Raw genomic sequence first — 14180 nt, 5'->3', positions numbered from 1 at the left:
TATCTGACCTGATTACTCATGACATATAGTCACTCTGAACTATACTAATCTTATGCACAGTTCATGAGCTGCAAAGTTATTGCTAAAAGCGAAGTCCAATTCAAGAAAGGGTACAGCTGTTTAAGTTTTTCAAGGGTTATGGCATCGAAGCACAATGCGAAAAGGCTCTGTTCACTTGGCGTTTTCCTCACGGCTTTCTGAAAAATAAAAATATTAACGATCCATTATTGAAAAGGCATCTTGCAAATAACTTAAGAAGATCATTGTAAAATGCTGGGGGAATATGGTGTTCTTGTTTTTATTTATTGTTTCTGACTTCTGACTTCTGACTTCTGACTTCTGGTTTTTATAGTGGATAAATATAGATTGTCATTTATTAAATGTTGTTTTTGGAAATGGTCATTTGAAATAAAATTATTAATAATTAATTATTGGTGGTTTTTGATCGAAAATTTCATGGGGAATGGATATGTTTCAGCGACCATTGTTTAGTATCGTACTTCCCACTCGAGACCGACCTGATTTAGTGTTAAATGTATTAAAGGCACTGGAGTTACAAACATTCTCAGATTTTGAAGTTATTATTTCTGATAATGGGTGCAACGCTTTCTGTGAGCATGTAGTTACTCCTTTTTTAAAGGATAAGAGATTTAAATATAAGCGATCACCATACCATATGAATATGTGTGATAGCTGGGAGTTTGCAATAGGAAGTGCGCAGGGTAAATATATAACAGTATTTGGTGATAAATTTATATTGCGTTCTGATGCATTAAGTTTAATGGCTGGCGAGATCTCAAAATCATCTCCTGATGTGTTGACATGGCAATATGAATTTTTTGATGTCAAGCAATCAAAAAATGAGATTTTATATGGTGGTTTTCACCCATTATTAAAACCTGGAAAGGCTAAGAAATATAACCCGGCATTAGAGTTAAAGCGTCGTTTCAGTTTTGACTTTCCATTGTTTTGTCGATCCAATAAGCCCATAGACAGTTATGGGAAAATATACTCCGGAGTCGTTAAAACTGAGGTGCTGACTCAGATAAAAGATCGCTACGGTCGAATATTTCACCCCATGAGTCCGGACTTTACTTCAATGATTGCCATTCTGAATGAAAGCAAGATTTGTGTGGACCTAAATCAGACTCTGATGTTGGTCATCAATATGGATGGATTATCCAATGGTGAAGCAACTCGAAAATCAATTTTTGCTGCTCGAGAATACCTTGAAAGCTATGGGGTGGATGCAGATGCCTACTGGCAGCGATTACCCATTAGTGGATTTGGTGTGGGACACAATTCCCATATTGCTGCTGAATTCGAATTTATGAAGTCACTGGCAGTGGATGGTCCGATTAAAAATTTGGTACTAGATAAGGGGGCACTTGCTTTCTGGGCACGAGAAGACCTTAAGATGGTTTGTGATTTGGATGACACAGAACGATCTAGGTTTGAAGCATTATTGCTGCCTTGGCTTGACTCCATAGATGATGTTCGAAGACATGAATTAGAGTTTAATATGATTGAACAGCTTAAGCCGGCTAGCAGCGAAATTTATCATTCCGGATTGAATAAAACAGATGAGTTTATACATGGTATATCTGCTGAGCATTTGGCGTACATACATTGGCATGATGGTGTAGCATTGCCGAGAAAACCGGTGACAGAAGAGCCGATGGATTTATTTGATGCGTTGAATTATTTGGCTGGTTATAACAACCATTCATGTCAGTTGCTTGACACTAATTTATAGGAGTCAGCATGAAAGCTATTATTTTGGCCGGCGGATTGGGTACACGGATTAGTGAAGAGTCTCATCTTAAGCCAAAGCCAATGATTGAGATTGGTGGAAAACCGATCCTTTGGCATATCATGAAAATGTACTCACATCATGGGATTAATGATTTCATTATTTGCTTGGGGTATAAGGGATATATTATTAAAGAGTATTTTGCAAATTATTTTTTACATATGTCTGACGTCACGTTTGACATGCCGAATAATCGCATGGAAGTTCATCATAATCACGTTGAACCCTGGCGGGTGACATTGGTCGATACCGGCGAAGATACTCTCACGGGGGGACGGTTACGACGTGTAGAAGAGTATGTGAAGGGCGAATCAGCCTTTTGTTTTACCTATGGGGATGGGCTCAGTGATGTTGATATTCGGCAACTAATTGATTTTCATCAAGCCCACGGCAAGATGGCAACGGTTACGGCTGTTGCACCGCCAGGTCGTTATGGTGCACTGACCCGGGACGGCAATGTAGTGACTGGTTTTTCTGAGAAACCCAGAGGTGATGGAGGTTTGATTAACGGCGGATTCTTCGTGCTCTCTCCAGCCGTATTCACGTTGCTGGAGGGTGATCAATGCAGCTGGGAAGGTGAACCTCTGGCTGCATTAGCGGATATGGCGCAGTTGATGTCATTCGAACATCAAGGGTTTTGGCAACCGATGGATACGTTGCGTGAAAAGAATCAGTTGGAGGAGTTATGGGCCAATCACAGGGCTCCCTGGAAGGTATGGGCATGACGCAGCGCATTGATGCTTCCTTTTGGGCGGGGAAACGGGTGCTTGTCACCGGGCATACCGGTTTCAAGGGCTGTTGGTTGACCTTGTGGCTGCATCGACTTGGGGCGGATGTAACCGGGATTAGTCTGGCACCTAATTCAACTCCCAATCTGTTTGATGCCGCGGAGATAGCTAAGATATGCAGTCATCATATCTGCGATATTTGCACCCCGCAGCACTTTGTGCCACTTGTACGCGAAGTGAGACCAGAGATCGTATTCCATCTTGCCGCGCAATCATTGGTTCGAGAGGGGTATCGTGAGCCAGCACGAACATTTGAAACCAATCTGATGGGGTCGGTTTATTTATTAGACACACTCAGGTCATTGGATTCCGTCAAGAGTGTTGTCATGGTTACCACGGATAAAGTCTATTACAACCAAGAGTCTGTTTGGCCTTATCGGGAGACTGACCGTTTGGGGGGGCATGATCCATACAGTGCAAGCAAGGCAGCCAGTGAACTGGTGATTAGCAGTTATCGCGAGGCGTTCTTGGCGGCCCGAGGTGTTGCCGTCGCAACGGCTCGAGCTGGCAATGTGATTGGGGGGGGGGATTGGTCCGTTGATCGTTTGATCCCCGATGCTGTGCGATCTTGGCAAGTTGGCCAAGCGTTATCCATTCGGTGCCCCGACGCCGTGCGTCCATGGCAACATGTTTTGGAACCTGTTTCGGCATATATGGTGTTGGCACAACGTCTGTATCAAGAACCACAGTTAGCTGGTGCATATAACTTTGGTCCCGATAGTCGGGATGCCGCGAGCGTGGCGCAGGTGGTGGATCTGGCTGCACTCAGTTTTGGTCTTGGTCAAGATGCTTGGCACTTGGTGGGTGAATCCGGGCCTCATGAGACTGGTTGGTTGGCACTGGAAACGGCCAAGGCGCGTCACACCCTGAACATTTCGCCACATTGGTCATTACCACAGGCTATTGAGCAAACCATGAGCTGGTATCGTGATTGGTATCAGGGAGCTGCTGCACGGGATTTGTGTGAGCGGCAAATTGAGGACTATGAGGCTCACCGATGAGCCGTTTTACGCTATTGTCCGAGCCTTTGCCCGGAGCCCGGTTGCTGCAACGCGAAGCCCGGGGGGATTCGCGAGGCATATTGAGTCGACTGTTCTGTGCCCAAGAGCTGGCTGCTCTGGGTTGGGAGCAATGTGTGGCACAGATCAATCTGACTTGCACATCTCGTTGTGGCACGATTCGGGGACTGCATTTTCAATATCCACCACATAGCGAGAAAAAGTTGGTGACCTGTATTAGAGGCCGAGTCTGGGATGTGATTGTCGACATTCGGGCTGGCTCGCCGACATTTTTGAAGTGGCATGCGGAGGAGCTTTCGGATAATAACTTCCGTTCTCTATTTATTCCGGAAGGGTTTGCTCACGGCTTTCAGACTCTGAGTGATGAAGTTGAGATGCTTTATTGTCATTCGGCAATGTATGTTCCAGAGGCGGAAGGAGGACTCAGTCCGCTGGATCCGCGTCTTCAGATTACATGGCCGCTAACGATAGCGGAGTTTTCGGCACGTGATCGCCAGCATCCGACATTAAAGGACTGTTTTCAGGGGATCGTTATCTGATGAAATGCCGACACTGTGGTAGCACGTTGGTTCATGGCTTTCTTGATTTGGGCTTTGCTCCTCCATCTAATGCGTATCTTTGTGCCGATGATCTCTCTCGGCCAGAAATAACCTTCCCGCTACGCTTGCAAGTATGCGACCGATGTTGGCTGGTGCAGACCGAAGATTTTACCTCAGCAGATCAGCTGTTCCGTCCTGATTATGCTTATTTTTCAAGTACATCAACCAGCTGGTTGGCTCATGCCGCCCGTTATTGCTCGCGCATGATGAACGAGTTATCCCTGACGTCCAAGAACCATGTGGTCGAGATCGCAGCCAACGATGGTTATCTGCTCAAAAACTTTGTAGCGGCTGGTATTCCTTGCCTTGGGGTTGAACCTACCGTTGCTACGGCGACTGCAGCTGAATCGCTGGGCATTCCGATTATCCGAGAGTTTTTCAGTACCGAATTGGCGAAAAAGATGTGTGGGCAGAGACAGGGGGCTGACCTGTTGATTGCTAATAATGTTCTCGCTCATGTTCCTGATATCAACGATTTCTGTCATGGTTTGAAGCACCTGCTTAATCCTGGTGGAACCTTGACTCTGGAGTTTCCTCATCTGCTGCAACTATTGTTGCAGGTGCAGTTCGATACAGTTTATCACGAGCATTTTTCATATCTGTCGCTGCAGACAGTGCAACTAATTTTGGCTTCGGTGGGCCTGCAAGTATTCAACGTTGAGTTATTACCTACTCATGGTGGAAGTTTGCGGGTATTTGCCTGTCATGCTGATGAACAACGGTCGGTTACTACAGCTGTCGTAGAATGCTTGCGTCAGGAGTCGATGGCTGGATTGCATCAGTTGAGTATCTATCAGAATTTCCAAGCCCAAGTGGACAGGGTCAAGAATTCACTGCTCTCTTTCTTATTGGCCCAGCGACGGGCTGGTAAAATGGTGGCTGCTTATGGGGCTGCTGCTAAAGGCAATACTTTGTTGAACTACGCGGGTGTTCGCCCCGATCTGTTGCCTTATGTTTGTGATGCTGCTGGCTCGAAACAAGGACGATTCATGCCGGGAAGTCATATTCCAATTGTGTCGCCAGAGGCGATGACGGCAAATCCGCCGGACTTTGTCCTGATCTTGCCTTGGAATCTGGTGGATGAGGTCAGCCACCAATTGGCACCTTTGCGTGCTGCCGGTACTCGTCTTGTTGTCGCTGTACCGCGTTTGGAGATCCTATGAACGAACGCATTTTGTATACCAAGCCTTCTATCACCGAGCTGGAAATTGGCTATGCCACTGATGCGGCGACCAATGGCTGGGGGGAGCGTTGTTATGAGTATATTGACCGTTTTGAACGGCTTTTCCGTGACCATCTGGGGGTGAAATACGCGATCGCTACGTCAAGTTGTACCGGTGCCCTGCACATGGGGATGGCTGCGCTGGGTATCGGTGCTGGGGATGAAGTGATATTGGCTGATAGTAACTGGATTGCTAGTGTCGCCCCCGTAATTCACTTGGGGGCGAAACCTGTTTTTGTGGATATATTACCCGATTCTTGGTGTCTAGATCCTGACTTGGTTGAGGCAGCAATTACGCCACGCACCAAGGCTATTCTCGCTGTGCATCTCTATGGCAATCTCTGCCATATGACGCAATTGCTGACGATTGGTGAACGATATGGTATTCCAGTAATTGAAGATGCAGCAGAAGCGATAGGATCTATATATCATGGCCAGCGAGCTGGCTCTATGGGGCGTTTTGGTGCTTTTTCATTTCATGGAACTAAAACTATGACAACTGGTGAAGGTGGCATGTTTGTTACCAATGATGCCGATCTCTATGAACGGGTGTTAACGCTTAGCAACCACGGTCGAGAACGTGGACAGATTCGCCAGTTCTGGCCCGAGACCGTGGGCTATAAATACAAGATGTCGAATATTCAGGCGGCGATCGGTTGTGGTCAGATGGTGCGGGTTGAAGAATTGATTAGTCGAAAGCGGCAAATTTTGCAGTATTATCGCCAAGCATTACTTCCCCTGAGAGGATTATCGATGAATCCTGAGCCTCTTGATGGTGTTAATGGTGCCTGGATGCCAACAGTCATATTTGAGCGGGACTTAGGCATCACTCGCGAACATCTGATCGCTGAATTCAACAGTACCAACATTGATGCCAGAGTTTTTTTCTGGCCGCTGTCACAACTGCTGGTGTTTAGCGGAGCAGAAGGAAAACTACTGGCAAAAGATATAGCGACCAGAAGCATCAATCTCCCAAGTTATCATGATATTACCCCTGCGCAGATGGATCAGGTCATTCAGGTGATTGTGAAATTACACGGTGAGGCGTGCCGTGCGCAATGATAATAATAGTTATACGGTAGTTGTTTCTCAACCGATGTATTTCCCTTGGATTGGTTTGTTTCAGCAAATAAATCGCTGTGATGCCTTTGTTTTTTATGATGACGTTCAATTCACACGCGGTTTTTTCAATAGGGTACAGCTAAAAAATAAGGATGGCATAGTTTGGTTGACTGTACCGCTGATGAAGTGGCATCGCGGTGCGCGGATCAGTGATGTGCAAATAGACAACACAAAGCCTTGGCAATCTCAACATCTTAATATGCTTCAACAAGCGTTCAGTCAAACGCGCTATGGTGCTGATGTGATGGACCTTGTGCAAAGTGTATTTTCTAGGCAGTCAGACTCACTGAGTGAATTGGCCATCGTTTCGACCAAAATGATGTGTCAGTATTTTGGGCTTGAGACAGAAAAACGACATTTCTCCTGTTCATCATCACTCAATGTAGGTGGGAAAAGTAGTGAGCGACTGATTGAAATTTGCCAGCATTTCCATGCCAGCGAATATTTAACTGGCCATGGAGCCAGACATTACTTATCTCATGAGCAATTTGAAAACGTTGGCTTGCAGGTCAATTATATCGATTATACATTGGCTCCATACCCGCAACACTTTGGTGACTTTACGCCTTATGTTACGGCGCTTGATGCCATTGCCCATCTGGGATCTGAAGCGGTAAAGCTCTTGCCTGCAGGCCAAATTTCATGGCGAGCATTTAGCCAGTAGTACGCTTGGGAGCAAAAGATAATATGAAAAGAGATTTGAATTTAGTATCAGGGGAATATAATCCAAACTCAGTGACAAGTATTGAGAATGATCTTATTCTGAATTGGTATCCCCATAGAATTATTAATCGCTGTGGTCATGTAGGCCGACTTCTTGAATTAGGTTTAGGGCATGGATATACCGCTAAAATATTTAATAAGTATAGTGATAGTTACACAGTTCTAGATGGTTCATCAGTAGTTATTGAACAGTTCAAAGCCAATAATCCTGATTTTACAGGTCGTATTGTTGAGTCGTACTTTGAAGATTTTCATTCAGATGAACCTTATGATGTCATCGTTATGGGTTTTATTCTTGAGCATGTGGATGACCCACATTTGATACTGAAAAAGTACTACCATATGCTGAAGTCAAACGGAAAGTTGTATATTGCGGTACCTAATGCCAAGTCGCTTAACCGCAGGTTTGGACTTGCACTCGGAATAATAGATGATATCTATTCACTGAATGAAAATGATTTAGCATTAGGACACCTTCGGCAATATTGTTTGGACTCGCTCACGCAGGCAGTTACTCATGCGGGTTATCAAGTGACCCACCAGGAAGGAATCTACTTGAAGCCTCTTCCGTTAAGTACTCTCAAAACACTCGATAACTTTGAAGACAATTTGCAGGCAATGTTGAAAGTTGGTGTTGACTTTCCTGAATTATGTGTAGGGATGATGCTGGAACTGACAATCATATGAAATGCATCGTACTGGGTGGTCGCTCAATGCTGGGTCTCAAGTTAAGGCAATTACTTGAAGCCCGCGGGCATCAGGTGTGGCTAGTTGGAAGAGGCCAGGACGATGATTTTTGGCTCGAGTTGGGGGCTTCACGAGACATTGAATTGCCCGCAGGTTTCAAAGCTGATGTGTTATTTCATTGTGCGGCGAGTTTCTCAGATGATTCCCTGGAGGGGATTGGGCAAAACATTTCTGTCAATGTTGCCGCTTGCCATCAGGTTTTGGAGTTGGCTCGGGCGGCGGGGATCTTTGCGCTTGTTTATGCGGGGACGATTGGCTCTGATTTTGAGTTGTTGGAGGCGGGGCAACAACCTAATAGTTATACATTGTCTAAAGCTCAGGCTGAGCAGTGGTTACAAATGGGGATGCGTCTACAGGGTGGCAGTTTTTGTTCAGTACGCTTGACTCAACTCTGGGATGATGAGGGGCTATGCTGTGTTCACCAGCCTTGGGTTGGACGTATCATTGCATATGCCTCTCGGGGTATGGATCTGAATATGCCAGTTTCCTTGGGGCCTAGGAATTTTTTGCATGTCGAAGATGCAGCTACCTTGATGTTACTGGCAGCAGAAAATCGGTTGTCTGGTATTTATCCGGCCTGTGCTCAAGTGTCTATTGATATGTTTACATTGGCATTACGAGCTTTTTCTTTATTTAACGCTGGGGGAAAGGTAACCTTAGACTCTTCAAAAAAACCATTTAGACATGTTAAATTTAGTGAGGATTTTACTCTTTACAAGAGATTGGGGTATTTCCCTAAAATTGCTATTCTAGATGATATTAGCAGAATCAAATCTGCTAAAACTGCGCCGGCCTTTGGGCCAATGGACGTGTCATGACTCATCGATTAACTATTATTGTTACAGGTATTGGTGCCATTATCGGTCAGGGGATCATATCCAGCCTAAGAGCTATTGAGTCGGGCGTGAAAATTGTGGGTGTTGATAGAAATCCTCGTAGTTCTTCCCGACAGATAGTTGATGATTTTGAGTCAAAACCAGAATGTGATGAGGCTAGCCAAAGTTATTTAGATTTTTGGGCTGAATTAGTTTCCCGACATCAAGTAAGTTTAATTTTTCCTGGTGTAGATGCAGATATCCGTTTTTTCAACATGCATAGGGAATTATTTCATACATTAGGAGTATCTGTCGCTCTAAACTCTCCGAAGCTATTGCGGGCAACAACTAATAAATGGCTATTTCATCAGGACATTTCACAGTTGGACATTGAGGTTATTCCAAGTTGTCGTCCTAACAGTTGGACAACTGCTATCTACACCCTTGGGTCCCCACCTTTTATTTTCAAACCCCTTGAGGGAAGTGGATCTCAGGGAATTCATATTATTGAGGATGAGTTAGACTTTAATTACTTTTCTGCAAAGTGTGATGCTGAGTGGATGTTACAGAAATATGTCGGCTGTGATGAGCAAGAATATACCGTAGGAATATTTGGTTTTGGAAATGGTCATTATATTGGGCCACTCCGTTTATTGCGTAGATTAGCCAATGCTGGTTGTACACAGCAGGCTGAAGTGGTTGGGGAAATTCCAGTTATGGATGATGTGATCAGAAAGCTTTGTGTATATTATCAGCCAGAAGGTCCCACGAATTTTCAATTCAGGATATCAGATGGGAAAGCATACTTGTTGGAAATAAATCCCCGCTTCTCGAGTAGTAACTCTTTGAGAACTGCCTTTGGTTTCAATGAAGCAGATATGTCTATCAAGTATTATTGTAATGGTATTCGTCCAGATATGCCTAGGATTCGCAAAGGAATAGGTTGGCGTTATTTTGCTGATAGAGTTGAATATGATAGCAATATTAACTGATATTCATGGTAATTTTTCTGCACTTGAGGCCGTTGTCGAAGATGCCCAGTCACAAGGAGCTACACAATTTATTTCTCTGGGTGATGTTGCTGGTTACGGGGCTCAAGTGCCAGAATGTATAGATTTATTAAAAAAATTGTCGGCAATAAATATTTTGGGGAATCACGATCGCTACATTATTAATAATGAGGATTGTCCACGATCAAAAGTGGTGAGCCAGATTATAGCCTTGCAAAAAAACAGCTTAGGTGAGCGGCATCTTGCATGGTTGGCAAATTCGGTCAGTAAAATCGAATTTGAGGATGTTCTGATGGTACACGGAGGTCCAGATGACCTACAGGACCAGTATTTGTATCGATTGCATCGTGACCTAATTCCATTGGGAAAACGGTGGCTGTTTTCAGGTCATACCCATGTACAGTCGTTAGTGTATTTTGATAATGGTTGCTATTGTAATCCAGGCTCGGTTGGACAACCTCGAGATGGAGATTGGCGCACTGGTTATGCGTTATTTGATGGAAAACACGTCCGCTTAAGGCGGCTAGAGTACGATCTGGATCGTACCATTCTGGCAATGAAAAACTTTGGACTAGAAGCATTTTGCTATGAAAATTTGCGTCTTGGCGCGCAAATTGGTGGCCGAATAGATTTTGTAAATATTGAAAGATGACAGGAGTCGTTCATGGACCCGAGTGTAGAATTCAAAATGCAAGTAGCAGAAAATATTCAACGACTAGAACAGGACTATGGACTCTTTGATACATCTCTGCACTGGATGCTTGAGGTGGCTCGGGTTGGCTCGTATACCTATAATTTTCAATGGATGGGTCGTCCCATTATTCAATATCCTCAAGATATAATTGCGATGCAAGAAATCATTTGGCAGGTCAGGCCAGATCTAATTATCGAAACAGGGATTGCACATGGTGGCTCACTGGTTTTCAGCGCATCGATGTTGGCGCAGTTGGATATGTGTGATGCCATCGAGACGGGGCAGATGATTGATCCGAGGGTATCGAGACGCAAAGTGATTGGTATCGATATAGACATTCGTTCTCACAACCGTGAGGTTATCGATGCTCATCCCATGCGTTCACGTATTGAAATGATTGAGGGTTCCAGTATTGCATCTGAAGTTGTCGAAAAGGTCAAAGCGTTGTCACGTTCTTATGAACGTATCCTTGTGTGCCTTGACAGCAATCACACTCATGAGCATGTATTGGCCGAGCTAGAGGCCTATGCTCCATTGGTATCAAAAGGTAGTTACTGCATTGTTTTTGATTCGGTTATTGAGCATATGCCGGATGAGTTCTGCCAAGGACGTCCCTGGGGTAAAGGTAATAATCCTAAGACGGCCGTGTGGCAATATCTTAATGAGCATGATCAATTCGTCATCGATACTGCGATACCAGCCAAGTTGCAGATTACCGTAGCGCCAGATGGTTTTCTAAAACGGATTAAGTAGTTATGCCAATATATCAAGGATTGGCTGCATGGTTTGCGGTGTTACCGGAAAACTCATCCTGGCTGCGTATCGGTTTTCGCATTGGCTTTAGTGCTGCGGCTAATCAGGCTCTGGAGTTTTTGTCACAATTGCAGACTTTTTCGGGAATTCAGGCTTGCGCACTGGTTACCGAGAATGAATATCGACAAGCGTCCTACTGGTATGAAGCATACTTTCTCAGCGTGCCACTGGTTGTGTTTGCTGAAGGGGATTCCGCACTCTCGGCTTTTGACTGCTTTATTTGCCCAGAGTCAAACTACGGGCTGTATAGCGACTTGCCCAGAGATATTGTTCGTATCGGGCTACCTCACGGCACAGATATTCCACTGGAAAAAACGGTGGAGATTTACGGTGGAGGTTATTGCTTCGATTATGTACTCGCCCCAGTAAAAAGGCCGCCACTGGAAGAGCTGCGATTTGTTAACCGCTTTCATTCCTCACTGCGTAATCACTGCTCCGAATTTATTTGCGAGATCCCGTTTGGGGTTCCAAAGCTCGATGCCATGCTCAGAGCAATAGAGGCTCATAGGAATGAGCCACGTTGTATCATCTATCACCTATCGCTGCTGTCGCTTGAGCCTGAATGGGTCAGCCAGTTATTGCTGCCAACGTTGCAAAAACTGCTTGAGCTTTTTCCCTCTACACGGGTGGTTTTTCGTCCTCATCATTTGGACAGGCAACATCCACTGATTCTGGAAGCCAAGGCATTTGGTGATAGCTTTGAGCATTTTTACTTCAGCGATAGTGACTCCTATATCTCAGATTATGCCTGTGGTGCTGTCATGATCTGCCACCGGGAATACCAGAATCATTTGTTTCCCATGAGTACTGGCAAGCCGATGCTGAGGGTGTCTCCAGACGGAATGTCAGCCACAGGATATGGCCATGGCTTGGAAGTGAGCTGGAGGGACTTGGCATCCAAGGTGGCAGGTGCCCTGAACAATCGGTTGCACAGTAGTTGCAACATCGCTCAAGTTTACAATGCCGGTAACGCCGTAAGCAGTTTTGTTGCCAGATTGCCAGCAATCTTGGCCCATCAACCCATGGCGGATTGCCGTTACTATCCGTTGGAAGCACCATTGGGTGACGCGTGTATACCTCTGACAGTGCTGGATATTGTGTTGGCGCTGATCAAGGGGCAGATAGCCAATCTATTTTTTGTTGCTCTAGCAGAACGATTTCCTAACTGGCAACTTGCCCAACTGATGGAAGTTGAGAGCTTTTGTCGACCCACGACTCTTGCCTCTTACTATTTGCCGATAGCCGAGCAACGCTTGCAGGAAAAAGTGCTGTCGGTGTCGGGAGACAAGTCAGTGTTCAACGCCTGGTGGCGCCATCGACATGAGCTGTTTTCGGTACCGCTGCCGGATGTGGTAGCGGCTGTGCCTACAGACGTCCTGACATTTTTCAGTCTGTCACAGCTCAAGTTTGTTGAACCGGAAAATGGTCTGGTGTTGTATGGTTCCGGGTTGGTAGCCCAACGAGTGATCGATACCCTTGGTGCACAGGTCGGTATGATAAATGCCATTGTGGATAGCCACCCTAGTCGCTGGGGAGAAATATTGGCAGGACACCGAATTGTAGCCCCTGAACATGCCCTAGCCGATGCTTATCAGATTGTGATTTGTTCCAATTCATCGGTTAAAGAAATTATGAGTCAGCTTTTGCACTCTAGCTACACTAGCGGAACGGTTGACATTCTGGCGGTCTGCCCAGACGCGCCTACGGCCATTCTTTTAGCTGGAGTTATTGATGAGGCTGAATCGGAATTAATGAGTTTTCTGTAATAGCATTGTGAATTTGAGCCCGCGGATTACTCACAGGTATACCCGTGTATCAAAAGTTCATTTTGACTGTTGACACTGATGTCAAAGGTAGGCGTTTAATGAATGCATTCAGTTATCTCGAGTTTGGCAGTGTTGACCCCGTATCTGGTTCTCGACAAGTTTATGATTTTAGAACCCATGAAAAAGCCTATGAGTGGTTGATGGGCGCAAGGTATGCTAATGATATCGTTGCTTATAATAAAATGACGGTAGCACTCTCACGCAGGCAGCTTGAGTCAGTAGAGCATATTTTTGTGAACGAGATACATCATAAAGATGACTTGGTATTTAACTGTAATAAGTTGATTGCTTTGGAGTTATGCCAAGGGAGTTTTTTTGAACTTGGGCAGACGTTATTTGGTTGTATCGATGGGATGCATTTTTTAACGGAGCTAAATGCATTGATGTTAGCTCGTCAAAAAAGAATAGACTTGACAGCGGTTAGATGGATTGGTGTTGATATTTCTGAGTATTTTAATATCTTGGCTAGAATGCTTCACAGCTCTCATGATGTTTCTGTTTTTGAGGATGTAAATGAGCTTCCAAGTCATTTGAATGTGTTTTTTGCAAAAGGGATCACATTGTTGTATGCCATCAGAACAGCAGATCAACTGTTTGGGCTGATGTCAAAAAGTGACATTTCTATTATTGATTATTCATTCAGCGTTTCTTCATCCATTGATACACAAGTTGGGACAGGTAAAGATATTCGATATTTGTCTCAGCCTGAGTTTTTGATTTTCTACGAAAAGATACAAGCGGATGGTAAAGATATATGGGTGAGAGATACCGCCGGAATTAAACCAAACTCCGATTTATTCTATTTTGAAGGTATTGTATGCAATGCTGATATCGCGTTTATGTTTATTGAAAAGCAGTTGACATGGCGCAACAAATTAAAGAGTGCCTTCCCTCAGCTATTTAATGTTTTTATTCATGACAAATCTGAACGATACTGGCGCTGGCGTAGACTCAGTGACATTCTATCCAAGAATAACATAGGGTGATTA

At 44.7% G+C, this 14180-nt stretch carries 14 protein-coding genes and 1 pseudogene; all 15 read left to right on the top strand.

Going from position 1 to position 14180, the window contains the following annotated elements; all coding sequences use genetic code 11:
• Positions 1–78: 78 nt before the first annotated feature.
• Positions 79–200 (top strand): annotated as a pseudogene (locus ONZ54_RS21620) (IS1595 family transposase); the annotation flags it as partial.
• 269 nt (positions 201–469) lie between these two features.
• Positions 470–1756 carry a glycosyltransferase gene (locus ONZ54_RS21615; RefSeq protein ID WP_271787121.1) on the top strand — a complete coding sequence of 429 codons (1287 nt, stop codon included), beginning with the start codon at positions 470–472 and terminating at the stop codon, positions 1754–1756.
• 8 nt (positions 1757–1764) lie between these two features.
• Positions 1765–2538, top strand: coding sequence for a glucose-1-phosphate cytidylyltransferase (rfbF, locus tag ONZ54_RS21610; RefSeq protein WP_271787120.1), 774 nt, complete (start codon positions 1765–1767; stop codon positions 2536–2538).
• Positions 2535–3602, top strand: coding sequence for a CDP-glucose 4,6-dehydratase (gene rfbG, locus ONZ54_RS21605; protein WP_271787119.1), 1068 nt, complete (start codon positions 2535–2537; stop codon positions 3600–3602). Before rfbF ends, rfbG begins: the two co-directional genes overlap by 4 nt.
• Positions 3599–4159, top strand: a complete 561-nt coding sequence (locus ONZ54_RS21600; protein WP_271787118.1) for a dTDP-4-dehydrorhamnose 3,5-epimerase family protein — start codon at positions 3599–3601, stop codon at positions 4157–4159. The genes rfbG and ONZ54_RS21600 overlap by 4 nt, the downstream gene beginning before the upstream one ends.
• Positions 4159–5382: a class I SAM-dependent methyltransferase gene (locus tag ONZ54_RS21595; RefSeq protein ID WP_271787117.1), complete on the top strand. Its 1224-nt coding sequence runs from the start codon at positions 4159–4161 to the stop codon at positions 5380–5382. Before ONZ54_RS21600 ends, ONZ54_RS21595 begins: the two co-directional genes overlap by 1 nt.
• On the top strand, positions 5379–6503 hold the full coding sequence (locus ONZ54_RS21590) for a DegT/DnrJ/EryC1/StrS family aminotransferase (RefSeq protein WP_271787116.1): 1125 nt from the start codon (positions 5379–5381) through the stop codon (positions 6501–6503). Before ONZ54_RS21595 ends, ONZ54_RS21590 begins: the two co-directional genes overlap by 4 nt.
• Positions 6493–7227: a WbqC family protein gene (locus ONZ54_RS21585; RefSeq protein WP_271787115.1), complete on the top strand. Its 735-nt coding sequence runs from the start codon at positions 6493–6495 to the stop codon at positions 7225–7227. Before ONZ54_RS21590 ends, ONZ54_RS21585 begins: the two co-directional genes overlap by 11 nt.
• 23 nt (positions 7228–7250) lie before the next feature.
• Complete coding sequence (locus ONZ54_RS21580; protein ID WP_271787114.1) at positions 7251–7973, top strand: class I SAM-dependent methyltransferase; 723 nt, start codon at positions 7251–7253, stop codon at positions 7971–7973.
• Entirely contained in the window at positions 7970–8851 is an 882-nt protein-coding gene (locus ONZ54_RS21575; RefSeq protein WP_271787113.1) for an NAD-dependent epimerase/dehydratase family protein, read from the top strand. The genes ONZ54_RS21580 and ONZ54_RS21575 overlap by 4 nt, the downstream gene beginning before the upstream one ends.
• Positions 8848–9840, top strand: a complete 993-nt coding sequence (locus ONZ54_RS21570; RefSeq protein ID WP_271787112.1) for an ATP-grasp domain-containing protein — start codon at positions 8848–8850, stop codon at positions 9838–9840. Before ONZ54_RS21575 ends, ONZ54_RS21570 begins: the two co-directional genes overlap by 4 nt.
• Positions 9821–10510 carry a metallophosphoesterase family protein gene (locus ONZ54_RS21565; protein WP_271787111.1) on the top strand — a complete coding sequence of 230 codons (690 nt, stop codon included), beginning with the start codon at positions 9821–9823 and terminating at the stop codon, positions 10508–10510. The genes ONZ54_RS21570 and ONZ54_RS21565 overlap by 20 nt, the downstream gene beginning before the upstream one ends.
• A 12-nt stretch (positions 10511–10522) precedes the next feature.
• Positions 10523–11305 carry a cephalosporin hydroxylase family protein gene (locus tag ONZ54_RS21560; protein WP_271787110.1) on the top strand — a complete coding sequence of 261 codons (783 nt, stop codon included), beginning with the start codon at positions 10523–10525 and terminating at the stop codon, positions 11303–11305.
• Between the two features lie 2 nt (positions 11306–11307).
• The gene (locus ONZ54_RS21555) at positions 11308–13131 is read left to right on the top strand and encodes a hypothetical protein (protein ID WP_271787109.1); all 1824 of its coding nucleotides are present in this window, start codon (positions 11308–11310) and stop codon (positions 13129–13131) included.
• Positions 13132–13229: 98 nt separating this feature from the next.
• Entirely contained in the window at positions 13230–14177 is a 948-nt protein-coding gene (locus tag ONZ54_RS21550) for a hypothetical protein (RefSeq protein ID WP_271787108.1), read from the top strand.
• Positions 14178–14180: the final 3 nt, after the last annotated feature.

The sequence above is a fragment of the Aeromonas salmonicida genome (assembly GCF_028355655.1).
In the GTDB taxonomy this organism is placed as follows: domain Bacteria; phylum Pseudomonadota; class Gammaproteobacteria; order Enterobacterales; family Aeromonadaceae; genus Aeromonas; species Aeromonas salmonicida.
Note: the sequence above shows the minus strand (reverse complement) of the source record. Positions and strands in the feature narration are given on the sequence as shown.

Excerpts from the sequence above, each read along its gene's own strand:
- rfbF (WP_271787120.1), top strand. The coding sequence starts at position 1,765 with ATGAAAGCTATTATTTTGGCCGGCGGATTGGGTACACGGATTAGTGAA.
- ONZ54_RS21570 (WP_271787112.1), top strand. The coding sequence starts at position 8,848 with ATGACTCATCGATTAACTATTATTGTTACAGGTATTGGTGCCATTATC.
- ONZ54_RS21595 (WP_271787117.1), top strand. The coding sequence starts at position 4,159 with ATGAAATGCCGACACTGTGGTAGCACGTTGGTTCATGGCTTTCTTGAT.
- ONZ54_RS21580 (WP_271787114.1), top strand. The coding sequence starts at position 7,251 with ATGAAAAGAGATTTGAATTTAGTATCAGGGGAATATAATCCAAACTCA.
- ONZ54_RS21565 (WP_271787111.1), top strand. The coding sequence starts at position 9,821 with ATGATAGCAATATTAACTGATATTCATGGTAATTTTTCTGCACTTGAG.
- ONZ54_RS21575 (WP_271787113.1), top strand. The coding sequence starts at position 7,970 with ATGAAATGCATCGTACTGGGTGGTCGCTCAATGCTGGGTCTCAAGTTA.
- ONZ54_RS21615 (WP_271787121.1), top strand. The coding sequence starts at position 470 with ATGTTTCAGCGACCATTGTTTAGTATCGTACTTCCCACTCGAGACCGA.
- ONZ54_RS21560 (WP_271787110.1), top strand. The coding sequence starts at position 10,523 with ATGGACCCGAGTGTAGAATTCAAAATGCAAGTAGCAGAAAATATTCAA.
- ONZ54_RS21550 (WP_271787108.1), top strand. The coding sequence starts at position 13,230 with ATGAATGCATTCAGTTATCTCGAGTTTGGCAGTGTTGACCCCGTATCT.
- rfbG (WP_271787119.1), top strand. The coding sequence starts at position 2,535 with ATGACGCAGCGCATTGATGCTTCCTTTTGGGCGGGGAAACGGGTGCTT.
- ONZ54_RS21600 (WP_271787118.1), top strand. The coding sequence starts at position 3,599 with ATGAGCCGTTTTACGCTATTGTCCGAGCCTTTGCCCGGAGCCCGGTTG.
- ONZ54_RS21590 (WP_271787116.1), top strand. The coding sequence starts at position 5,379 with ATGAACGAACGCATTTTGTATACCAAGCCTTCTATCACCGAGCTGGAA.
- ONZ54_RS21555 (WP_271787109.1), top strand. The coding sequence starts at position 11,308 with ATGCCAATATATCAAGGATTGGCTGCATGGTTTGCGGTGTTACCGGAA.